This is a genomic window from Caballeronia udeis, assembly GCF_044909315.1.
Taxonomy (GTDB): domain Bacteria; phylum Pseudomonadota; class Gammaproteobacteria; order Burkholderiales; family Burkholderiaceae; genus Caballeronia; species Caballeronia udeis_A.
In genome coordinates, this window is record NZ_JBIYEB010000004.1 from 309,732 (window position 1) to 331,153 (window position 21,422).

Annotated in this window: 18 protein-coding genes; 8 read left to right on the top strand and 10 right to left on the bottom strand. The window is 60.2% G+C overall.

Annotated elements, in window-relative coordinates; all coding sequences use genetic code 11:
* Positions 1–17: 17 nt before the first annotated feature.
* Both ABH944_RS08815 and ABH944_RS08820 read right to left on the bottom strand, forming a co-directional pair.
* Positions 18–461, bottom strand: a complete 444-nt coding sequence (locus ABH944_RS08815; RefSeq protein WP_404605594.1) for a hypothetical protein — start codon at positions 459–461, stop codon at positions 18–20.
* A gap of 181 nt (positions 462–642) precedes the next feature.
* On the bottom strand, positions 643–1,614 hold the full coding sequence (locus ABH944_RS08820) for a GlxA family transcriptional regulator (RefSeq protein WP_404605592.1): 972 nt from the start codon (positions 1,612–1,614) through the stop codon (positions 643–645).
* 265 nt (positions 1,615–1,879) lie between these two features.
* On the opposite strand from ABH944_RS08820, the gene ABH944_RS08825 reads away from it, so the two are divergent.
* The 5 genes from ABH944_RS08825 (at position 1,880) to ABH944_RS08845 (ending at position 6,720) form a co-directional block, all read left to right on the top strand.
* Positions 1,880–2,569: an HD domain-containing protein gene (locus ABH944_RS08825; RefSeq protein ID WP_404605590.1), complete on the top strand. Its 690-nt coding sequence runs from the start codon at positions 1,880–1,882 to the stop codon at positions 2,567–2,569.
* A 208-nt stretch (positions 2,570–2,777) separates the two neighbouring features.
* The gene (locus tag ABH944_RS08830) at positions 2,778–3,653 is read left to right on the top strand and encodes a TauD/TfdA dioxygenase family protein (protein WP_404605588.1); all 876 of its coding nucleotides are present in this window, start codon (positions 2,778–2,780) and stop codon (positions 3,651–3,653) included.
* 55 nt (positions 3,654–3,708) lie between these two features.
* Positions 3,709–4,782 (top strand): ABC transporter substrate-binding protein, encoded by a 1,074-nt coding sequence (locus ABH944_RS08835; RefSeq protein ID WP_404605586.1) that lies wholly within the window; start codon positions 3,709–3,711, stop codon positions 4,780–4,782.
* Between the two features lie 211 nt (positions 4,783–4,993).
* Entirely contained in the window at positions 4,994–5,824 is an 831-nt protein-coding gene (locus tag ABH944_RS08840) for an ABC transporter ATP-binding protein (RefSeq protein ID WP_404605585.1), read from the top strand.
* On the top strand, positions 5,821–6,720 hold the full coding sequence (locus ABH944_RS08845; protein WP_404605583.1) for an ABC transporter permease: 900 nt from the start codon (positions 5,821–5,823) through the stop codon (positions 6,718–6,720). Before ABH944_RS08840 ends, ABH944_RS08845 begins: the two co-directional genes overlap by 4 nt.
* A gap of 185 nt (positions 6,721–6,905) precedes the next feature.
* Here the strand turns inward: ABH944_RS08845 and ABH944_RS08850 are convergent, their stop codons facing one another.
* The 6 genes from ABH944_RS08850 to ABH944_RS08875 all read right to left on the bottom strand — a co-directional run bounded on the left by ABH944_RS08850 (position 6,906) and on the right by ABH944_RS08875 (position 14,236).
* Positions 6,906–8,312, bottom strand: a complete 1,407-nt coding sequence (locus ABH944_RS08850; protein ID WP_404605581.1) for an OprD family outer membrane porin — start codon at positions 8,310–8,312, stop codon at positions 6,906–6,908.
* 276 nt (positions 8,313–8,588) lie between these two features.
* Positions 8,589–9,572 carry a murein tripeptide/oligopeptide ABC transporter ATP binding protein OppF gene (gene oppF, locus ABH944_RS08855; protein WP_404605579.1) on the bottom strand — a complete coding sequence of 328 codons (984 nt, stop codon included), beginning with the start codon at positions 9,570–9,572 and terminating at the stop codon, positions 8,589–8,591.
* Positions 9,565–10,563, bottom strand: a complete 999-nt coding sequence (locus ABH944_RS08860) for an ABC transporter ATP-binding protein (protein ID WP_062090662.1) — start codon at positions 10,561–10,563, stop codon at positions 9,565–9,567. Before ABH944_RS08860 ends, oppF begins: the two co-directional genes overlap by 8 nt.
* 5 nt (positions 10,564–10,568) lie before the next feature.
* Positions 10,569–11,456, bottom strand: a complete 888-nt coding sequence (locus ABH944_RS08865; RefSeq protein ID WP_404605993.1) for an ABC transporter permease subunit — start codon at positions 11,454–11,456, stop codon at positions 10,569–10,571.
* A 45-nt stretch (positions 11,457–11,501) separates the two neighbouring features.
* Positions 11,502–12,422 carry an ABC transporter permease subunit gene (locus tag ABH944_RS08870; RefSeq protein WP_062090664.1) on the bottom strand — a complete coding sequence of 307 codons (921 nt, stop codon included), beginning with the start codon at positions 12,420–12,422 and terminating at the stop codon, positions 11,502–11,504.
* A gap of 113 nt (positions 12,423–12,535) precedes the next feature.
* Positions 12,536–14,236, bottom strand: coding sequence for a peptide ABC transporter substrate-binding protein (locus ABH944_RS08875; protein ID WP_404605577.1), 1,701 nt, complete (start codon positions 14,234–14,236; stop codon positions 12,536–12,538).
* Positions 14,237–14,720: 484 nt separating this feature from the next.
* Between ABH944_RS08875 and ABH944_RS08880 the strand changes: the two genes are divergently transcribed.
* From ABH944_RS08880 to ABH944_RS08890, 3 genes are all read left to right on the top strand, one after another.
* A complete protein-coding gene (locus ABH944_RS08880) occupies positions 14,721–15,650 on the top strand; it encodes a LysR substrate-binding domain-containing protein (protein ID WP_404605575.1) in 930 nt (309 codons plus the stop codon).
* Positions 15,651–15,931: 281 nt separating this feature from the next.
* The gene (ggt, locus tag ABH944_RS08885; RefSeq protein WP_404605574.1) at positions 15,932–17,671 is read left to right on the top strand and encodes a gamma-glutamyltransferase; all 1,740 of its coding nucleotides are present in this window, start codon (positions 15,932–15,934) and stop codon (positions 17,669–17,671) included.
* Positions 17,672–17,998: 327 nt separating this feature from the next.
* On the top strand, positions 17,999–19,393 hold the full coding sequence (locus tag ABH944_RS08890) for an NCS2 family permease (RefSeq protein WP_404605572.1): 1,395 nt from the start codon (positions 17,999–18,001) through the stop codon (positions 19,391–19,393).
* 173 nt (positions 19,394–19,566) lie between these two features.
* On the opposite strand, the gene ABH944_RS08895 is transcribed toward ABH944_RS08890, so the two are convergent.
* Positions 19,567–19,716, bottom strand: a complete 150-nt coding sequence (locus tag ABH944_RS08895; protein ID WP_165936641.1) for a hypothetical protein — start codon at positions 19,714–19,716, stop codon at positions 19,567–19,569.
* Between the two features lie 210 nt (positions 19,717–19,926).
* Entirely contained in the window at positions 19,927–21,018 is a 1,092-nt protein-coding gene (locus ABH944_RS08900) for a calcium:cation antiporter (protein ID WP_404605571.1), read from the bottom strand.
* Positions 21,019–21,422 lie beyond the last annotated feature (404 nt).

Sequence of the window (21,422 nt, forward strand, 5' to 3'; positions counted from 1 at the left end):
CGCCGGTGGTGGTCGGTTCAGGAAGCCCCGGTTTCCGCAGGCCAGGGCCAGCGGCTAAACCGTGATTCCGGCTTGCCATTGTCTGAGGGTATTGGCTGCAAACCTTCCGCAAACCACGCCACGTCGTTTCTGCGTTCCTTGACATAACGCTCCCAGCCCGCAGCGTTGCCGGCGAAGAGATCGTGCTGCACCGTCGAGGCCAGCAATGACCGGTTCAGGTCTTCATCGAGCAGGGTTTTCGGCCAAAGGAAAAACGCGGCGGTGGCGCGTTCGCTCACCTGTTGCGGGGTCATGGCGGGATCGAGATATCCGAGCCATGTTAAGCTGGCAAGCGAGTCCTCACGGGCAATTGCATCGCCGAGCGTGGTGTACCGCTGACCGTTACGCGACAAGCACGACAGCGCCTCCAGCACATCGCCCAGATGCAGCAACAGCGCACGTCGTTCATAAGCATCTTTCATTCAAATCTCCAGATTCATTGGACCGGGTCCGATCGATTCGTCCGCGGTCATTCCCTCACGGTGCGACTTTGCCCGAGGGTGTCGAAAAAGTTGGCGGCTCACTCGTGGATGCTCGTGTCATGCGAGAGCATGAAGTGATCCAGCCTGCGGTCAAGCGGCTACGCGAGCTCGCGAGCACACTTCAACCGTTCGTTCCGAGCTCCTGAAAGCTCATACGATAATCATTCGGCGACACGCCCAGGCGTTGCCGGAACACAATTCTCATGCGGTCCGCCGTGCCGAATCCACACTCGTACGCAATGGTTTTCAACGGCGTCGCGCTGCTTTCCAATGCGTTGCGCGCGGCATCAATGCGCGCTCGTTCCACGAAATCATGCGGCGTCACGCCCGTCTCCTCGACGAATGCCCGCGCGAAATTTCGCTCGCTCATGCCCGCGATCTGCGCGAGCTTTCCAACCGTCATCCGTTCGTCAATATGCTCCATCACATACGCCTGCACCTTCGCTGCGGGCGACGTCTCGTCGGCAGGCGCGCTCAGGTACGGGCTGAATTGCGACTGCCCGCCGCGGCGCTGCGCAAATACCACGAGCCGCTTGGCAACCGCGAGCGCAATACGCGGGCCATGATCTTCAGCAACAAGCGAGAGCGCGACATCAATCCCCGCCGTCACGCCCGCCGATGTCACCAGGTTGGCGTCGCGAATATGAATGCGGTCGAGCTCGACCCGGGCCAGCGGAAATTGCCGCGCGAGTTGCGGCGCATTCTGCCAGTGCGTTGTGACATGACGGCCATCGATCAGACCGGCATGACCCAGCGCGAACGCACCCGTGCAGATGGAACCGTAGCGCTCGCAATGCGAAGCAACTTCGCGCAGCCACGTGCCCAGGCGCGGATCGGGAGGATCGGAAGGCAGCCCCGGACCACCCGCTACGAGGGCGACGTCGTAATGCTGATGCGGCGCGTCATAGGTCACGTCCGCGAGCATCCGCGTGCCGTTCGACGCACGCACCGGCGTGTTGTCGAGGCTGACCAGGGTGATCGTGTACCCCTCGCCCGGCGCGACGAAACCGTTCGCTTCGGCGAATACGTCGAGTGGACCCGCGACATCGAGCGCCTGCACTTGCGGAAAAATCGCGATGGCGACGCTACGCATGACGTCTTGCTCCAATTAGGAAAAAGGTCTGTTTTTTCACGCGTCTTACACGCGTTTTGCACGCTTGGCAGGAGACGCCGTGCGGTTGGCAGACTTCGACGGACCGATTGCATTGCCGCCATGACCGCTCGCGGCGACACTGGATTCGTCGTCCACCCCCTTTCGCTTCTCCCGATGACCCACCCGGAACTGCGCATTTTAGCAAGGTGCTCGCGGCATCGAGCGCAGCATCGAGAACAAGCCCACCATTCAAGGAGCATTGAACATGACCACGACCATCGCCGGCATCCGCATTCCCGACAGCGCCATGGCGCGCGCCGCGACCGAACTCGTTCGCGATACCGAGCCGGACCTCCTGTATAACCACTCGCGCCGCGTATTCCTGTTTGGCGCGTTGACTGGCGAGCGTCGCAAGCTTGCCTACGACGCAGAGCTGCTTTACATCGGCGCGATGTTCCATGACATGGGCCTGATCGATGCGTACAGCAGCCCGAATGACCGCTTCGAAGTGGATGGTGCGAATGCCGCGCGCGACTTCCTCAAGGGTTATGGCATTAACGAATACGACATGGAACAAGTCTGGGATTCGATCGCGCTGCACACCACCCCGGGGATTCCGCAGCACAAGAAGCCGGTGGTCGCGCTGGTTACAGCGGGCGTGGAGATGGACGTGCTCGGCCTCGCTTACGACGAATTCACCGAGTCCCAGCGCAAGCAGGTCATTGCCGTGCATCCGCGCGAGGTGAACTTCAAGGAAGGGATCATCGATGCGTTCGCGCACGGCACGATCAAGAAGCCGGAGACCACGTTCGGCAACGTCAAGGCCGATGTCCTCGCGCTCAAGGACCCTACCTACAAGCGCCTCAATTTCTGCAGCCTGATCCTGGGGTCGTCGTGGAATGACAGCGCGGCGGGATGCGCGCATTGCAGCGATCCGGCGCATAACCATCATTGACCCAGCGCGTCTGAATGGCCGCCCCTCTACCAGAGCGGCCCGTTTATCGCTAAAACAGATAAGCGTATGGGATTTGGTTCGTTGACCTGGTTCGCGCGGCATTTTAGATTCGACGTCTAACTTGGGCTCTTGCGGCGTATTCTCTTAAGTGAATCACCGCCGCTCCGCCCAAAGCGTTCCCGCCCCGAATTGAATTGACGAGTCCCGCGTGACAACCTTATCCCCGCACCAGACCCTCGAGATCACGCCATTTGAAGGCTCGCCGCTGGGCGCTGAAGTGAGAGGTCTTGACCTGAGCCGGCCGCTTGCCGACGAAGACTTCAAGCGCATCCATCGCGCTCATCTCGATCATCACGTGGTCGTGTTCCGCGACCAGCGCATCACGCCCGAGCAGCACATCAGCTTCAGCCGCCGTTTCGGTCCGCTGCAAATCCACGTGCTGCACCAGTTCCAGTTGACCGGCCACCCGGAAATCCTGATCGTCTCCAACATCATGGAAGACGGCAAGCCGATCGGTCTCGGCGATGCCGGGCATTTCTGGCACTCGGACCTGTCGTACAAGGAAACACCCAGTCTCGGCTCCTTGCTGCACGCGCAGGAATTGCCCGCGGAAGGCGGCGACACGCTGTTCGCCAACATGCATCTGGCGTGGGATACGCTGCCGCAAGCGCTCCGGGAAGCCGTCGAGGGACGCTCTGCCGAGCACACCTATCTGGCGAAATACGCCGAGTTGCAAAAGCGCAGCCCGTGGCGCCCCAACCTCTCCGCCGAACAGATCGCGCAGGTAAAGCCGGTTGTGCATCCGATCGTGCGCACGCATCCGGAAACCGGCCGCAAGGCGCTGTTCGTGAGCGAGCATTTCACTACGCGCGTGATCGGCTTGCCGGAAGACGAGAGCCGCGACCTGCTGCAAGCCCTCTTCGAGCACAGCGTTCGCGACGAGCATCTCTACCGGCATGCATGGCGCGAGCACGACCTTGTCTTCTGGGACAACCGCTCCCTCATGCACCTCGCAGCGGGCACGCCCGATCATCAGCGCAGAAAGATGTATCGAACCACGATCGAAGGCGATACGCCGTTCTGAGCGTCCACACGCCCTGCTTCTGCTTCAATTCTAAAAACACTTCTTCGGACTTTCGATGCCGTTTCCGTTCTCGCTTCCGTCCCTCTCCCGGCGGGGACGTCGGGGTTCCCGTTCGTCGCTGCGCTCCTTCACTGCGACCGTTGTCTCGTTCTCCGTTGCCATCTCGTCCCTCGGTACGCCCACGCTCGCGCACGCCGAGGGCACCCTCCGTATTGCAGAGCAGTTCGGCGTGGTGTATCTCCTGCTGAACGTCGCGCGCGACCAGAAGCTGATCGAACAGGAAGGCAAGAAAGCCGGCGTCGACATCAAGGTGGACTGGCTGAAGTTGTCGGGGGGAGCGGCGGTCAACGATGCGCTGTTGTCCGGTTCCATCGACATCGCTGCAGCCGGCGTCGGTCCACTGATGACGATCTGGGACCGCACGCACGGCAAGCAGAATGTGAAGGCCGTGGCCTCGCTCGGCAACCTGCCGTACTACCTCGTATCGAATAATCCGAACGTGAAAACCATTGCGGATTTTACGGAGAAGGACCGGATTGCGGTGCCGGCGGTATCGGTGTCCGTGCAATCACGCGTGCTGCAGTTCGCCGCCGCGAAGCGCTGGGGTGACAAGGACTACGATCGCCTGGACAAGCTGACTCAAGCCGTTCCGCATCCTGATGCCGCCGCGGCAATCATTGCGGGCGGGACGGAGATCACCGGACACTTCGGCAATCCGCCGTTCCAGGAACAGGAACTCGCGGGTAATCCGAAAGCGCACATCGTGCTGAGTTCCTACGATGTCCTCGGCGGTCCCAGCTCGGCCACCGTGCTTTACGCGACCGAAAAATTCCGCGACAACAATCCGAAGACGTATCGCGCATTCATCGCTGCGCTCGCGGATGCCGCGCGCTTTGTCTCGGCGAATCCGGAAGCGGCCGCGGACACCTATATCCGCGTGAACAATGCCAGGATCGATCGCAAGCTGCTGATCGGGATCATCAGGAATCCGGACACGCAGTTCAAGATCACACCGCAAAATACGCTCGGGCTGGCCCAGTTCATGTACCGGGTCGGCGCGATCAAGAACGAGCCCAGGTCATGGCAAGACTATTTCTTCGCCGATCCGGCGCTAGGTAACGGAAGCTGAACCTGTCCGATGCATGGCCAGGCTTTGACAACGCCCGCGGCGCAGTTCATGCCCGCGGGCGTTTTTACGACTATCGCTCGAACATACGATCACGGCATTGGAGCGGCAAAATCGTTGCTTATGCGTCGGCGTGTTTTGAATATGCTCAATGATTGGTTCACGCGCGCGAGGCACCCCGCTAAGGTCGTGTTTTATGCATGAATGCACAGCCATGGCCGCCAATCCTACCGTTCTTTATCCGCCGCCCGGGCCCAACGATGCTCCCGCGACGAGCGCGAAGCTTCTCACCGTCGATAACGTCAGCCTCGAGTACCGTACCCGCGAGCGCATCGTACGCGCGACGCATGAGGTCAGCTTCGACGTGTATGGCGGCGACCGTTTCGTGCTGCTCGGACCCTCGGGTTGCGGCAAGTCCACGCTGCTGAAAGCGGTAGCCGGCTTTATTGAACCCACCGCAGGCACCATCCGGATCGACGACAAGCCGGTGCGAGGTCCCGGCACCGATCGCATTGTCGTGTTCCAGGAATTCGACCAATTGCCGCCATGGAAAACCGTGCTGCAAAACGTGGCCTTTCCGTTGCGTGTCGCCAAGAAACTGAGCCGCTCTGAAGCCCGCGAGCGGGCGCTGCATTTCCTCGACAAGGTCGGCCTCGCTGCATTCGCCGACGCCTACCCGCACACCCTTTCCGGCGGCATGAAACAGCGCGTCGCAATCGCTCGCGCATTGGCGATGCAACCCCGCGTGCTGCTGATGGATGAACCGTTCGCCGCGCTCGACGCCCTCACGCGCCGCAAGATGCAGGAGGAACTGCTGCGCTTGTGGGACGAGGCGAGTTTCACACTGCTGTTCGTCACGCACTCGATCGAGGAAGCGCTGATTGTCGGCAACCGCATCTTGCTGCTGACACCGCATCCCGGCCGGGTTCGCGCCGAGTTGAACAGCCACCAGTTCACCAAGGACAGCTCGGGACGCAACGACTTTCAGCAGAGTGTTGCGCGCATTCATCGGCTGCTGTTTGAAGACACGGAGGCGGTTCAATGAGCACGCCGACTATCCCATCGTTCGAATCCGTCGCACCCGTGCCGCCGGTTCGCGAAGAATACGAACGTGTTCCCGAACCGCTGCAGGATGTCGCCGTGGAAGTGCCTCTGCCCTTTGGAAAGCGGCTTTCGAATCAGACGTGGTTACGCAAGGCGTTGATCGCCCTGGTCCTGATCGGGATCTGGGAAGCGGCCGCGCGTGCGGTTGGCAACGACTTGCTGCTGCCTACCTTCACCGATACATTCACCGCCTTCGTGCAGGGCATCTGGTCGGGCGAGCTGATCGCTAAAACGGCGATCTCCTTGTCCGTGCTGTTGAGGGGTTATCTGCTCGGCGTAGTGCTTGCGTTCGTGCTGACATCGCTTGCGGTGTCCACGCGTTTTGGCCGGGACCTGCTGTCCATGCTGACCGCCATGTTCAATCCCCTGCCATCCATCGCGCTGCTGCCGCTTGCATTGTTATGGTTCGGCCTGGGGACCGGGAGCCTGCTGTTCGTGCTCGTGCATTCGGTGCTGTGGCCGCTCGCGTTGAACACCTACTCCGGCTTTCAATCCGTACCGGAAACGCTGCGCATGACCGGCCGCAACTATGGGCTCAAAGGACTTCGGCATGTGCTGCTGATCCTGGTCCCTGCAGCCTTGCCTTCGATCCTCGCCGGGCTTCGCGTGGGCTGGGCCTTTGCATGGCGAACGCTGATTGCGGCGGAGCTGGTGTTCGGCGCCAGTTCAGGGAATGGTGGGCTCGGCTGGTATATCTTTCAGAACCGTAACGAGCTGTACACCGATAAAGTATTCGCGGGGTTGGCGGCAGTGATCGTGATCGGCCTGATCGTCGAACATCTCGTCTTCGATACCTTCGAACGGCTTACCGTGCGTCGTTGGGGCGTACAGCGTTAGCAGTCAGATCTGCGTGCATCGAAAAAAAGCCCCCGGGGCGAACCCGGCGGGCTGAACGCGTGGTTGAAGATCCACGCCCGGTCGACTGGGTTGCATGTCGGTGAGCGGCGCCCATCACGCCGCTTACCGTACCCTTTCGGCCATCCAGCGGCCGTCGACTTTTTAAAAACCCCTCAAGACACGCGTTAAAACACGTTCACCGGAACATTCACCATCAAGCGATAAACATCGCTGGTTGAATCCGAATAGTATTTGCTGCCGTGGTGATGCATGTAATAGAACTTGGCAGTCGTTCCCTTCAGTTTTCCCGAGCCAAACGTATAGGACGGGATGAAACCGAACTCGTAATGGGTGCCGTGAACCGGCTCACCATTCTTCCAATAGAGATCATGCAGTGCGCTCGACGAATCGGCGTATCGGTTCGCCATGTCGGATGCATCCGCGCCCCATCCATACGCGGACCACACCGTCATTTTCAGACCTGGAACACCGTACCCGCTCATGTTGACCGTGTAGCTGAGTGACAAGGATTTTTCGTGCGGCGCGTTGTAGTCGACATCCAGCGAATTCGCCAGATAATCGCCCGCCGACTGACCGACATAATCGAAGAACTGATTGCTCGCGATCTGCTGGAATCCCAAGGCTACCGTATGCGCGTTGTGCGTTCCCGAGAGCTGCAAACTATACGCGTGGTTATTGATGGAGCCCTCGCGACTCTGCCCCACGTCGTGGGTGTAGTAATACGTCAGGCCGCCCGTCCAGCGAATCTGCGACGGGTCACCAATACTGCGCGAGAGCGACAGATAATATTGGTCCCACACGTTCTCAGCGCGGCTTCCGTATAACGACACGGCGGTATCGTCATTGGGCGTGTAGTCGCCGCCCGCGAACGTGAAGCGGCTGAAGTGCGTCCCGCCGTACTCGGTCGACAACGACGAGACACTGGTCTGACCGCGCGCCAGCACCGCGTCCACACTACCCGCCTTGAGCGTCAGGTTCTTGATCTCCTCACTCGCGAGTGAAACGCCGCGGTAAGTTGGCGGCAGTGCGCGGTTATCGTGGGGAACGAGAAAGGGGTTATCGAATAACTGTTGACCATATTTAACCACCGTATTCGATACCCGCGCTTTCACGCCCCACACGCCCGGATACGTCCAGGCAAGCTGGTTTTGTCCGGTTTGCCCGTCGTGATTCAAATGCACGCGGTTGCCCGCGCCTTGTCCGCCGTTCAGCTTGAACGCGCTGAACAACGACGCATCAAAACCGACACCGAATAATCCCCGCGTATACCCCGATTCAAAGACCGCCTGATTTCCAAGGACAGAAGCATCCTTCTTCTTGATACCGTCCGCTTCGAAGTGTTCGGTATAACTGCGAAACAGAAGGTTTAAATGTGAATCTTCGATAAACCCCTGGGACTTCGCCTGATTACTGATCGGCGCATCCGCTTCGGAATTCGGCGGAGAGCTGGGAGGCGCCTCGGTATGTCGTGTTGCAACATCGTCATCGTCCGCAAATGCGTACATGGCGGGGCTCATCAAACCACTGAAAACAATTAGAGATAGAGCGAGTGAACGCTTTTGTTGTTTCATGTGCTTGTCTCTTAATTCTTATGGACAGCGAGTAAAGAGGCCGATGGCCGTTCTCATATAATTCCAGCGCGAGCGAAAACGCTCACGCCGGGCTCGGAACGACGCACCGGGGGGTTGTGACTGCAGGAACTACGGGAACGACAGGGACTACGAAAGCGTCACGATTGGCCGAACGACTCCCCGGCCCCGTCAGGAACGAGGACCATCGGCTTTCGCAGGGGTGTCGAAACGGCGGCTAAGTCAGGTGTTAGGTCAAGCAATAAGTCAGGCGAGTAATCAGGCTAATAGGCAGGCTGCCGCGACTCCATGTTCAAGCGTGCGCAGCGGCGGCGCTTCAACCGAACAACGCGCCTCGGCTTTGGGGCAACGGGTATGAAAGACACAACCTGTTGGAGGATTGATCGGACTGGGAATGTCGCTGGACAGGATCTGCACGACCTTGTTCCGTTCGATAGCCGGATTCGGCACCGGTACCGCGGAGAGCAACGCACGCGTGTACGGATGCCGGGGACTTGCATAGAGAGAATGCTTGTCGGCAAGCTCCATGACGTGACCCAGATACATGACCATCACGCGGTCCGAGATATGCTTGACCACGGCCAGATCGTGCGCAATAAAAATCAGCGCAAGCTTCATTTCCTGCTGCAAGGACTTGAGCAGGTTGACGATCTGCGCCTGGATCGACACGTCGAGCGCGGACACGGGTTCGTCGCAGACAATCAGCTTCGGCTCCACGATCAACGCGCGCGCAATCCCGATACGCTGGCATTGGCCACCTGAAAATTCGTGCGCATAGCGGTTGATCATCTGCTCGCGCAAACCGACCTTCGCCATCATTGCGCGCACCCGCTGGTTCATTTCGTCCTTCGACATGTCCGGACGATGTTCACGCAAGGGTTCCGCAATGATCTGCCCCACCGTCATGCGTGGATCGAGAGACGCCAGCGGGTCCTGGAAAACCATCTGGATGTCGCGCCGCACACCGTGCCACTGCTTCGCCGTGGCGCCGCTGAGATCCTTGCCCATCCACACGATCTTGCCATGCGTGGCGGGAATGAGGTTGAGGATGGCGCGCGACAAGGTGGACTTGCCACAGCCCGATTCACCCACTACGCCGAGTGTCTCGCCGGCCTTCAGGTCGAAACTCACGCCGTCCACGGCCTTGAGCGTACGCGACGGCGCCCATGGCAACTTGCTCTTCGCCTTGACGTTGAAATGAACCTGGACGTCGCGTACGGACAGGATGGTCTGCTCAGACATGGGCCACCTCGTGCAACGACTTCATCTGCTCGACCGGGCGATTGCAGGCTCGCAACCAGGTGGTGTCGCCGCCAAACGATTCGAGCGGCGGGACGGAATCAGCGCAGCGCTCGCTGGCGTCTATGCAGCGCTCCTGGAACGGGCAGCCCGACGGCGGATGTGCCATGTTCGGCGGATTGCCGGGAATGCCGACGAGCGGTGCGTCGCTCTGATCCAGCCGCGGCAGTGCGCGCAGCAAGCCGATCGTATAGGGATGCGAAGGACGGGCAAACAGGTTGTCCGCGTTGCACTGCTCCATGACACGGCCGCCGTACATCACCATCACTTGCTCGCACAGACCGGCGACCACGCCGAGGTCGTGCGTGATCAGCACGATCGCCGTGCCGAAGTCGTGTTGCAGGTTGCGCAGGAGCTGAAGTATCTGCGCCTGGACCGTCACGTCGAGCGCCGTGGTGGGTTCGTCGGCGAACAGCACTTGCGGTTCGCACAGCAACGCCATTGCGATCATCACGCGCTGGCGCATGCCGCCCGACAGTTCATGCGGATATTGATCGATACGATGCGCGGCTTCGGGAATCCGCACCGCTTCCAGCATCTCGATAGAACGTTTTTTCGCGGCGCGCCGCGTCATGTTCTTGTGCAGTTCGAGCACTTCCGTCATCTGGCGTTCAATCGTCAGATACGGATTCAGCGACGTCATGGGGTCCTGGAAGATCATGGAAAGGCGGTTGCCGCGAATACGGTTCAGCTTTTTCGCCGGCATGGTCAGCAGGTTCTCACCCTGATAGATCGCGCTGCCTTTTGCGCGCCCATTAGTCGCGAGCAGTCCGAGCATGGCGAGCACGCTCTGGCTCTTGCCCGACCCGGATTCGCCGACAATGCCCAGCGTGCTGCCTTCTTCCAGGTCAAAACTCACCCCGTTGACCGCGCGGACCACGGCGTCGGGCGAGTCGAATGCGACTTCCAGATTATTTACCTTGAGCAGTGACATGGTGCTTACCGATCCTTCGGGTCGAGCGCGTCGCGCAAACCGTCGCCAACAAAGTTGATGCAATACAGCGTCACCGACAACAACGCCGCCGGGAACAGGAGAATCCAGGGCGCTGTTTCCATCACGCCAACGCCGTCCTGAATCAGGACGCCCCAACTGGTCATGGGCTCCTGCACGCCGAGTCCAAGAAACGATAGCACGGACTCCGTAAGAATAACGCCAGGAACCGTAACCGTTGTGTAAATAGCGACAATGCCGAGCAGGTTCGGAACGATGTGACGCAGGATGATGCCGCTGGTGGAAACGCCAATGGCGCGTGCAGCTTCAATGTATTCCTTGGAGCGGATTGCCAGCGTCTGACCACGTACGACGCGTGCCATGTCCATCCACGAGAACACCGTAATGGTAAGCACCACGAGGTAGAACTCGCGGCCGAGCAGCGTGACCATCAGGATGGCGATAAGCAGGTACGGGATAGCGTACATCATGTCGACAATACGCATCATTGCGTTGTCCACGCGCCCGCCTACGAAGCCCGCGATCGCGCCCCACACTATGCCGAGCGTGACCGACGTCAGTGTGGCGAGGCCACCGATCATCAGCGAGACACGGCCGCCGACCAGACAGCGCACAAGCAGGTCGCGACCGGTTTCGTCCGTGCCGAACAGGTGCCAGTTCGCAAACGTTGGCGTGGAACTCATCATGTTCCAGTCGGTGGAGTCGAAGGCGTTCGGCAGCAGCATGGGGCCGAACGCACAGGCCAGCGTAATCAGCAGCAGGATGACGAGACTGGCCACGGCGGCCTTGTTGCGCGCGAAGCGCATACGGGCGTCCTGCCATGGGCTGCGGCCTTCCACCGGCACGGCCAGCACGCTCTCGAGCGTGGGGACCAGGGAACCTTGTTTCATTGCGGACCTCATGCTGGTTGACTCATTATTTCAGTAACGGATTTTCGGATCGAGCCACGCGTACGCGAGATCGACCAGCAGATTGAGTAGCACCGCGACCACCGTTACCAGCACGACCAGTCCCAGCACGAGCGTGTAATCGCGATTGGCCGCGCCGTTCACGATCAGCTTGCCGATTCCCGGCAACGAGAACACGGACTCCGTAACAACCGCGGCCGTGATCGAGCCGATGGCGAGCGGACCGATCACCGACACGACCGGAATCATGGTCGGCCGCAGCGCATGGCGCAGCACGACCGTCCAGCGCGACAAGCCCTTGGCATAGGCTGTTCGGATGTAGTTGGTGTTCAGCACTTCGATCAGGCTGCCGCGTGTCACGCGTCCCACGGTCGCCACGTTGATGATGGTGAGCAGCAGCACCGGCAGCACCATGTAGCGCACATGAAAGCCGTTCCAGCCGCCGGCCGGAAGCCATTTCAGCAGGATCGCGAACACGAGGATCAGCACAGGTCCGATCACGAACGAAGGGAAAGCGCTGCCCGCGTTGCCGATGATCATCAGCAGATAATCTGCCGGACTGTTGCGATAAAGCGCCGCAAAGATGCCGAGCACGACACCCAACACGATGGCGAGCAGCATGGATACACCGCCGATAGTCAACGACACCGGCAACGCACGCAGCACGAGGTCGTTGACGCTCCAATCAGCGTACCGGAAGGATGCCCCCAGGTCGCCGTGCAGCAGACTGTTGAGATACAGCAGATACTGCTTCCAGAGCGGTTCGCCGAGATGGTATTTCGCTTGCAGGTTGGCCAGCACCTCCGCGGACACCTTGCGCTCACCGTCGAACGGACCGCCCGGCGTGGCGTGCAGCAGCAAATAACATACCGTGACGACAATCAGCAGCGTAGGCACCGTCAACAGCACGCGCCTCAACGTATAAGACCACATGGGACATCTCTCCTGGCGGCGCCTTGACAAACCGCGTCACGGCAACCGCCTCTTGCTGTTTGCTGGATAGTATTGCGGGTTATTGCAGGGTATTACGGGTCGTTGCGTCGCGCTCAATGCGCCACGATATACATGTCCTTGCTGCGGTAACGGTCCATCGGGTTCTTCACCGAATACCCGCCCACGTAGCTTTTCACCAGCCTGACGGTGGTGTATTGCAATAGCGGCAGGATCGGATAGTCGTCCATTACGAGCTTCGCGGCCTGGGTTTGCAACTGCGTGCGCTTGACCTGATCCGTGCTTGCGTTCGCTTCCTTAATGAGCGCGTCGGCCTTGGGATTGCAATTACCGCTGTCGTTCTGGTCCGAACCGCATTGCACCAGCTGCAGGAACGTAGTCGCGTCGTTATAGTCTGCGACCCAGCCATTGCGTGCAATCTGATAGTCGCCGGCATGACGCTTCTTCAATAGAACCTTGAACTCCATGGCGTCGATCTCCGTGTCCAGGCCGAGTTTTGTTTTCCACTCGGAGGCCGCAAAAATAGCCATTTTCTTGTGATAGTCGCTGGTGTTCGTCGCGAAGCGCAGTGTCGTACCCGGCTTCACGCCGGCTTGCGCGAGCAGCTTTTTCGCTTCGTCCACGCGCTTCGCCATGGGCCACGTCGACCAGTCGTAGGCCGTCACGTCCGCACCCTTCACGCCCTTCACAATGACGCCGTACGCCGGAATCTGACCGTCCGCGGTAACACGTTGTGCGAGGATGTCACGGTCGATCACCATGGAGAGCGCCTCGCGCACGCGCACGTCCTTGAGCAACGGGTCTTTGTTATTGAACGAGTAATAGCGCAGTCCAAGCATGGGCGCAATCCTCATGTCGGCGGGGAATTCCTGCTTGTATTTCGGATACATGCCGGATGGCAACTGATACACCCAGTCGTTGTCACCCGACTGAAACAGCTTGATGTCCGTGGTCTCGCTCTCGACCGGCAGATACGTCACCTGCGACAACTGCACGTGCGCCGCGTCCCAGTACTGCGGGTTGCGTGCCAGCACGAGCTTGCTGTTCACCTGCCAGTCCTTCAGCATGAACGCACCGTTGCTCACCAGCTTGCCCGGTTTGGTCCAGTCCTTGCCATACTTTTCAATAGAGGCTTTGTTCAGCGGACCGAGATTCGTGTTGGACACCAGTTCGGGAATGAACGACACCGGATACGGCGTCTTGATCTCGACTGTGTAGGGGTCGATTGCACGAATGCCCAGCGTGTCGGGTGACTTCTTGCCCGCCACAATGTCGGCACCGTTCAGCAGGAAGACGCCGAACGTACTCGCGTAGGGCGAGGCGATCTTCGGGTCGACAAGGCGCTGGCAGCCGTACACGAAATCGCTCGCGACCACAGGCTCTCCGTTCGACCACTTCGCATTCTTTCGCAGATGAAAGATCCACGTGGTCGCATCCTTCTGCTCCCATTTTTCCGCCACGCCTGGCACGACGGTTCCATCGGCATCGGTGGCGGTCAGCCCTTCGAACAGATCGCGCGCCACGTTGTTGGCCGGCACGCTCTCAGCCAGATTCGGATCGAGCGTCTCGACCTCGGACGCGTTGTTGCGCACCAGCTCTTGCTTGGCCGCAAGCTGCACACCGGACGGCACGAGAGCCGCATGAGCCAGGTGAACATTGCTTGCGGCTGCAACGCAGACACTCGCGGCAAGGACGGTAAGCCACTTGCCTGAAACGCGGCGATGAACAGCATCGCCCGGACGAAAAAACGCGTCAACGCGTGTGCTACGAGCAACAAGAACTGCAAACAACGTCATGGGAATCCTTATTATTTATGTGTTCATCAAGCACTGAACGCTGGATTACAAGAGCTTTTGACCCTGTGCAACATGTCAATGCGTGGCTATCCGCCGCTACGCACCGCAGTTCGCATGCCGAAGCAGACAGACGGCGGCCAGCATCTTAGACCACCTAACATTTTGCTTTCGCGCTTACTGCTTGAGGGCCGGCATTGTGTGCTTGCCCTCGCCTCGCATTCGTCTTCTTCTCTGACACGTCGCTTTAAGAATCTTTACACTGACCCTACGAACCGACGACAGAACCGAGTTCGCCGGGAGTATTTCAGAGCAATAAAGCGGAATCCACTCACATGTGCTTATAGGGCATGTGTTTTGGGTATAGGTAGACGAAGGCGGGTTCCACTCGTGCTTTATCTACACGCGCGCGGCCGTAAATTAGCGGGCACGCGTGGTTCGCGCTACCATCGGCGTCCTTGAGGTTCGTGGACGTAGGTTCAACACAATGATCCGTTTTCGCCAGATAGAAGCTTTCCGCTCGTTGATCATGACGGGCACCAGTGTCGGGGCGGCGCGCGCGCTGCATGTCACTCAGCCCGCCATTAGCCGCCTGATCGCGGATCTAGAGGCCGACCTCGGTTTCAGCCTGTTCAGCCGCGTGGGCGGCCGCTTGAATCCGACCAACGCCGGGTTGCGCTTTTATAAGTCGGTCGAGGAGAACTTCCTGGGGCTGGAACGCCTGAAACAGGTCGCCGAAATCATTCGCGACGAGGCGTCCGAAGGGCTGACCGTCGCGTGCCAGCCGGTGATCGCCAGTACCCTGCTGCCGCCCATCCTGGCCGACTTTGTCGAGCGTCATCCGGGCGTGCCTATTCGTGTTGACTCGGTAAAAGTCCCCGAAGTGCTCACGATCCTGCAAAACCACAAGGCGGACGTCGCCATCAGCCAGGCATTTGCGGCGGTTGCGGGGATCGAGGTGGAGAAGTTGCTGCACGCGCGGGCGCAATGCGCGATGCCGGCATCGCATCGGCTGGCAAAGAAAAAAACCGTGCGGACACAAGATCTGCGAGGCGAACGCATTATCGGCTGGGTACCGAATTCACGGCAGCCCTACGCGGCCGAGCAATCGTTGTTCGCCGCCGGCGAAGACCGGGCGAACTACACCGTGCTGACCGACACCGCGCACACCCGCTATGCGATGGTCGCGGGCGGTTTGGGTGTATCGATCGTCGAACCGTTTGCAGCCAAGGTGTGGCGCGCGCACGGCGTGGTCGTGCGCCCGTTCGACGCCGCGATCGAATATGAATACGTGCTGTCATATCCGAGCAGCGGCATACGCTCGGACCTGGTCGCTTCGTTCCGCGAGTCCGTGTTGCGTGTCGTGGCAACGTACTCCCTCGACGAAGCACCGACATCCGCCGGCGCCGAGGCCTGAGGTACGCATCTGCCCCGCGTTCATCTCGTCCGGCGCACCCCCTTCAATAGGGTCGCAATCCATCCCGGTGGCAAAACCGATCGCGTAACTGCTCCCTGCAATCTCGACCATCATGCTGCCGCTCCAGGTCAAGGACGGGGCTTCCCACCATTTCGGAATCAATTACGCCCGTGGTATAAGCCCCGGAGCGTTCCCGCCTGAGCGCTGCGCCGGAAAAGGCGACGGGGCAAGACGATTACCCCCGGGGCGGGCACCCATTTTCAGGAGGAGCAAAGATGTCCATGAAGAAGTCCGTGAGTTCGCTGTATCGCACACGTCCGTTCGCCCTTGGAACGCTCGCCGCGACGGCGCTTTCGCTCTCGCTCGGGTTTGTCGAAACCACCCCCGCCTATGCAAAAGTCCCGGCACAACCCGTTGTCCTGATGGCGTCGGCGGTGGCAGTCGCCGACAAGTTCGCAGCCGACGCCGCCGAGCAGGTCCTCAAGGAAGGCGGCAATGCCGTTGATGCGGCCGTCGCGATCGCCTTCACGCTGGCAGTGACGTACCCGGAAGCGGGCAACCTGGGCGGCGGCGGCTTCATGACGCTCTATGTGGATCATCGTCCCTACTTCCTTGACTATCGCGAGCGCGCCCCCATTGCGGCCACGAAGAACATGTATCTCGATGACAAGGGCGAAGTCATCAAGGGCATGAGCCTGTTCGGTTACCGCGCGGTCGGCGTGCCTGGCACGGTGTCGGGTATGTGGGAAGCGCAGAAGCGCTTCGGCAAGCTGAAATGGAAACAGGTCGTCGCACCCGCGATCAAGTATGCGCAGGACGGTTTTGAAGTCAGCGACCAGTTGCAGGAGCGCAAGGACGCCGCATCGAAGGACTTCGCAGGCAAGACCAACTTCGACAGTTACTTCGGAGGCCTCAATAAAGGCGTGAACTTCAAGCAGCCGGAACTGGCGGCGACGCTTCAACGCATCTCGGACAAGGGTGCAAAGGGCTTCTATGAAGGCCAGACGGCGGACCTGATCGCAACCGCCATGACCGGGCATGGCCTGATCACGGCACAAGACCTGAAGGAGTACAAGGCGGTCTGGCGGCAACCGGTGCTCGCGAGCTGGAACGGCTATCGCATCATCACCGCGCCGCCGCCGAGTTCCGGCGGTATCGGCCTGGTTCAGTTGCTGAAGATGAAGGCCGATCTCAAGGACAAATATGCCAACGTGCCGCTCAACTCGGCGCAATACATTCACCTGACCGCGGAAATTGAAAAGCGCGTGTTCGCGGATCGCGCCCAGTATCTCGGTGACCCCGATTTCTACAAGGTGCCGGTCGCGCAACTCATTAACGACGACTACATCCTGAAGCGTGCGTCCGAGGTGAATTCCGACACGCCGTCGGACACCAAGAGCGTCCTCCCGGGCCTGGGCACCACGATGCCGGAAAAGGCTGAAACCACGCACTTCTCGGTGATCGACAAGTGGGGCAACGCGGTATCGAATACGTACACCATCAACGGCTATTTCGGCTCCGGCGTGGTGGTGGACGGCACCGGTGTCGTGCTGAACGACGAGATGGACGACTTCTCCTCGAAGCCGGGCGTGGCGAACATGTTCGGCGTGGTGGGCAGCGACGCGAACGCGATCGAGCCGCGCAAGCGCCCGCTTTCTTCCATGTCACCGACCATCCTCACGAAGGACGATCAGGTCGCGATGGTGATCGGGACGCCGGGCGGCTCGCGCATCTTTACCTCGATCTTCCAGGTGATCACCAACGTCTACGACTTCTCCATGCCCTTGCCCGAAGCAGTCGCGGCCATGCGCTTCCATCATCAGTTGCTGCCGCCGAACACGATTTTCTGGGAGCCGTACAAGCCCATTGACGGCGATCTCGCGAAGGAACTGGAAGCGAAGGGATATAAGCTCGCGGGGCAGGATTTCAACGGCGATATCCAGGTCATCAAGATCAATGGAACAACGCCAGAACCCGCCGCCGATCCGCGTGGCCGGGGCGTCACGCGTGTGATTCAGTAAGCGGTCGCGTTCGTTCCAGGTTGTTCGTATCAGACAAAAGGGCCAGGTCCCATAAGACCTGGCCCTTTTTATTTTCCGCCGCACCATGCGCCTTCGAAGCCGTATTGAAACGGACCTTATAAGGATCGCGGCATGACTGGAATCCCATTTTTGAGATTGGAGGCGGGTTAATGTTGCCCTAGTCTCTGTGCTGGCCCAGTCCAGTGCGTTGGCTCCCGCCAACACCATAAATAAACCTATCGAGACGACCCTGAAGACGGTGTGCCCGGTCTGCAAAAGACCGTCCCGGCCCGCTTGTTTCAGCCTGCTGATAAAGGAGAACAGCTCATGATGGAACCCCACGCCCAGCCGCTTGGCGGCATCGACATCCAGGATGACGCAACCGCGTCCCAACCAGGCGGATTGATCGACCGATACTTTCAAATCAGTGCGCGCGGCAGTACCCAGCGGCGCGAGGTGATTGCCGGGATCACCACCTTCCTGGCGATGGTTTATTCCGTGTTCGTCGTCCCGGCCATGCTCGGCAAGGCCGGATTCGACACCCGCGCGGTCTTCGTGGCAGTCTGCCTGACAACGGCATTCGGCTCGCTCCTGATGGGCATATGGGCTCGCTTGCCGATCGCGATCGGCTGCGCAATCTCGCTCACCGCGTTCACTGCGTTCGGGCTGGTGCTGGGCAAAGGGCTCTCGCCTGCAGTTGCACTTGGCGCCGTCTTCCTGATGGGCGTCACCTTCACCGCTATCTCCGTCACCGGCGTGCGCTCCTGGATCCTGCGCAATCTGCCGACAGGCGTGGCGCATGGCACGGGGATCGGCATCGGTTTGTTCCTGCTGCTGATCGCGTCTAACGATGTCGGCCTGATCGTCAAGAATGCGGGTGCCGGTTTGCCAGTTTCGCTTGGTCACATCACGGCGTTCCCGGTGCTGATGTCGATCTTCGGACTCGCTGCGATCATCGGGCTGGAGCGCCGGCGTGTGCCGGGCGGGATCTTGCTGGTGGTGGTCGCTTTGTCGGCGCTGGGACTGGCCTTCGATCCCGCCGTCCGTTTTACCGGCGTGTTCGCGTTGCCCTCGCTGAGCGCGCCCGGACATGCTTCACTGATCGGCGCGATGGACATTCGCGGCGCGCTCTCGCTGGCGGTGCTGCCTAGCGTGTTCGCGCTGGTGATGACGGCGGTGTTCGACGCCACCGGCACGATTCGCGCCGTTGCGGGACAGGCCGGTCAGATCGATGAGAAAGGCCGGATTGTGAACGGCGGACGGGCGTTGACGGCGGACTCGGTCAGCTCGATCGTGGCCGCGTGCCTGGGCGGTGCGCCAGCGGCGGCTTATATTGAATCGACGGTGGGCGTAGCGGCAGGTGCGAAGTCGGGCCTGGCGGCCGCTACCGTTGGCGTGATGTTCCTGCTGGTGATGTTCTTCTCGCCGCTCGCCGGACTCGTGCCCTCGTACGCAACGGCTCCGGCCTTGATGTACGTCGGCCTGCTGATGCTCGCAAGCGTGAGCAAGCTTCACATGGACGATCTTGTCGACACCATGTCAGGTCTTGTCTGCGCCGTGTTCATTGTGCTGTCGGCGAATATTGTGACCGGCATCATGCTCGGCTTTTGTACGCTCGTGATCGGGCGCGTAGTAGCCGGCGAATACAAGAAGCTCAACGTTGGCACGGTGGTGATCGCCGCAGTGCTCGCCGCGTTTTATCTGGGCGGATGGGCAATCTGACCTGACGGGCGGTGAGCACCGGTCGCAATCCGCCTATGCGGGATTGCGACCGGTTACCGGCAATTTTCCCGGCAACCGTCCTGACTCGGACAATGCAACGACGTTCAAGAGCGATGAAACGGCTCGATTGGTGCGTCGATTCAACGGTTGGTCAATGGTCAAACTACAGCGATTTACTTCCGGCGATACGCTTCAGCCAGCACTGCGCAGTTTTGCAGATGCAGGTTCAACGCGCGAACAGCTTCGCGGCGAACGACAGCCTTCGTCTTGCGGAACCATGAACCGAACGAAACGAGAAGCGAACCTTGAGCGGTGGTTTTCATGAGAGCACCTCAGCGCGAATTAGGGATTACCCGTTAGGGAATACCCTTATTATACGCATTCGATGCTGCGTTGCAAAAAAGATTTGAGTTCAGCGGGCTAAATGAAGCGTGTCCGCAACAGCGCAGCTCAAGCCGGGCTTGGGTTCATGTTGGGTCCGGCCCTTTTTAAAAGCCGGCGCCCGGAAGACGTCACCTGCCCGCGGAAAGCCCTTAGGGCACAACGGAAAGAAACAGGAAGGTCGCGAAAATAACCAGGTGGACCACGCCCTGAAGCACGGTCGAGCGTCCGGTGCCAAGTGTGAGGACGCTCACTAGCAGGGTCAACGCGAGCAATACGATTTCCTTTGGACCAAGACCGAGTGCGATCGGCTGGCTGATCGCGAGCGACACGACGGCCACGGCCGGAATCGTCAACCCGATGCTCGCGAGCGCCGAGCCCAGCGCCAGGTTCAAACTCGTCTGCAAGCGGTTCAGCCGGGCCGCGCGCAAGGCGGCCACGCCTTCCGGCAGCAGCACCAGTGCGGCAATGACCACGCCGACCACCGCTTCCGGTGCGCCGGCGCTCGCAACACCCGCCTCGACCGCCGGCGACAGCAGCTTCGCCAGCCCGACGACCGCAATCAGCGAGAGCAGCAGCAAACCGCCCGAGGCCCACGCGTAACCGTTGGTCGGCAGCGGCGCGTGAACGTCGTCGGATTCGGCTTGATTCGGATCAATTGCGGGCACTGGCGGCAGGAAATAATCGCGATGCCGCACGGTCTGCACAAATACGAACACGACATAAAGCACGAGCGACGTCACGCCGACAAACACTAGTTGCGACGTCGACAACCCCGGCCCCATCACCGTGCTGGTGAAGTTGGGCAAGACCATTGTCAGTACCGACAGCGCACACAGGATGGCGAGTGTCGCGCTTGCGCCTTGCAACTGGAAATTCTGCTCGTGATGGCGCATGCCGCCCACGAGGAGGCAAATCCCGACGATACCGTTGCACACGATCATGATCGCGGCGAACACCGTGTCGCGCGGCAGCGCCGCTTTTTCCGGACCGCCCGAGACCATGACGGAGACAATCAGCGCCACTTCGATCACCGTGACCGCGATCGCGAGCACCAGCGTGCCGAATGGCTCGCCAACGCGATGCGCCACCACTTCAGCGTGATGGACCGCGGCAAACACGGCCGCCGCAAGTGCGATGGCAGCGAGCACGAACAGGAAGCCGTTCGGCATCGCGAACGTCACTCCCAGGATGACAAGTGCGGCAAATGGCGCGATGCACGTCCAGTCCAGCTTGAATTTCATCGATGCTCCAGGGCGGTGCTGCGTGTGGATGGAAGTGTCACGAAGGCTAACCGGCCTCAGGGTTTAGTCCGGCCCGATTACTTGAAAGTGCCGTCAGATTACAGGTTCTTGGCGCAGACGGGCCGTTGCAGGGCTTGCAACAAGGGCCCGAAGATGCATGAGCGGCTATGGGCAGCGTTCCTGCCTGCGAAACGTTAGGGAGCTGTAAACCGTTACGCGTCAGTGAGTTGGAGGCGGCTCACGCATGTTGTCCACATGGCTATCCACAAAAAATGTGGATAAGTCACGGCATTGATTCTAATCGGTGGCCTGTGTCAGTTGAGTATCCGTGGGCGGGTCCGCGCGATGACCACGGGCGATTGACCCTGCACGAAAGAAAGGGCGCCGCCCGTTTCCCGGCCGCG

Bases quoted from the DNA above. Each gene is read 5' to 3' on its own strand.
- ABH944_RS08860 (WP_062090662.1), bottom strand. From the start codon at position 10,563: ATGTCACTGCTCAAGGTAAATAATCTGGAAGTCGCATTCGACTCGCCC.
- ggt (WP_404605574.1), top strand. From the start codon at position 15,932: ATGAAGAAGTCCGTGAGTTCGCTGTATCGCACACGTCCGTTCGCCCTT.
- ABH944_RS08850 (WP_404605581.1), bottom strand. From the start codon at position 8,312: ATGAAACAACAAAAGCGTTCACTCGCTCTATCTCTAATTGTTTTCAGT.
- ABH944_RS08870 (WP_062090664.1), bottom strand. From the start codon at position 12,422: ATGTGGTCTTATACGTTGAGGCGCGTGCTGTTGACGGTGCCTACGCTG.
- ABH944_RS08820 (WP_404605592.1), bottom strand. From the start codon at position 1,614: ATGCGTAGCGTCGCCATCGCGATTTTTCCGCAAGTGCAGGCGCTCGAT.
- ABH944_RS08845 (WP_404605583.1), top strand. From the start codon at position 5,821: ATGAGCACGCCGACTATCCCATCGTTCGAATCCGTCGCACCCGTGCCG.
- ABH944_RS08875 (WP_404605577.1), bottom strand. From the start codon at position 14,236: ATGACGTTGTTTGCAGTTCTTGTTGCTCGTAGCACACGCGTTGACGCG.
- ABH944_RS08835 (WP_404605586.1), top strand. From the start codon at position 3,709: ATGCCGTTTCCGTTCTCGCTTCCGTCCCTCTCCCGGCGGGGACGTCGG.
- ABH944_RS08880 (WP_404605575.1), top strand. From the start codon at position 14,721: ATGATCCGTTTTCGCCAGATAGAAGCTTTCCGCTCGTTGATCATGACG.
- oppF (WP_404605579.1), bottom strand. From the start codon at position 9,572: ATGTCTGAGCAGACCATCCTGTCCGTACGCGACGTCCAGGTTCATTTC.
- ABH944_RS08815 (WP_404605594.1), bottom strand. From the start codon at position 461: ATGAAAGATGCTTATGAACGACGTGCGCTGTTGCTGCATCTGGGCGAT.
- ABH944_RS08825 (WP_404605590.1), top strand. From the start codon at position 1,880: ATGACCACGACCATCGCCGGCATCCGCATTCCCGACAGCGCCATGGCG.
- ABH944_RS08900 (WP_404605571.1), bottom strand. From the start codon at position 21,018: ATGAAATTCAAGCTGGACTGGACGTGCATCGCGCCATTTGCCGCACTT.
- ABH944_RS08890 (WP_404605572.1), top strand. From the start codon at position 17,999: ATGATGGAACCCCACGCCCAGCCGCTTGGCGGCATCGACATCCAGGAT.
- ABH944_RS08895 (WP_165936641.1), bottom strand. From the start codon at position 19,716: ATGAAAACCACCGCTCAAGGTTCGCTTCTCGTTTCGTTCGGTTCATGG.
- ABH944_RS08840 (WP_404605585.1), top strand. From the start codon at position 4,994: ATGGCCGCCAATCCTACCGTTCTTTATCCGCCGCCCGGGCCCAACGAT.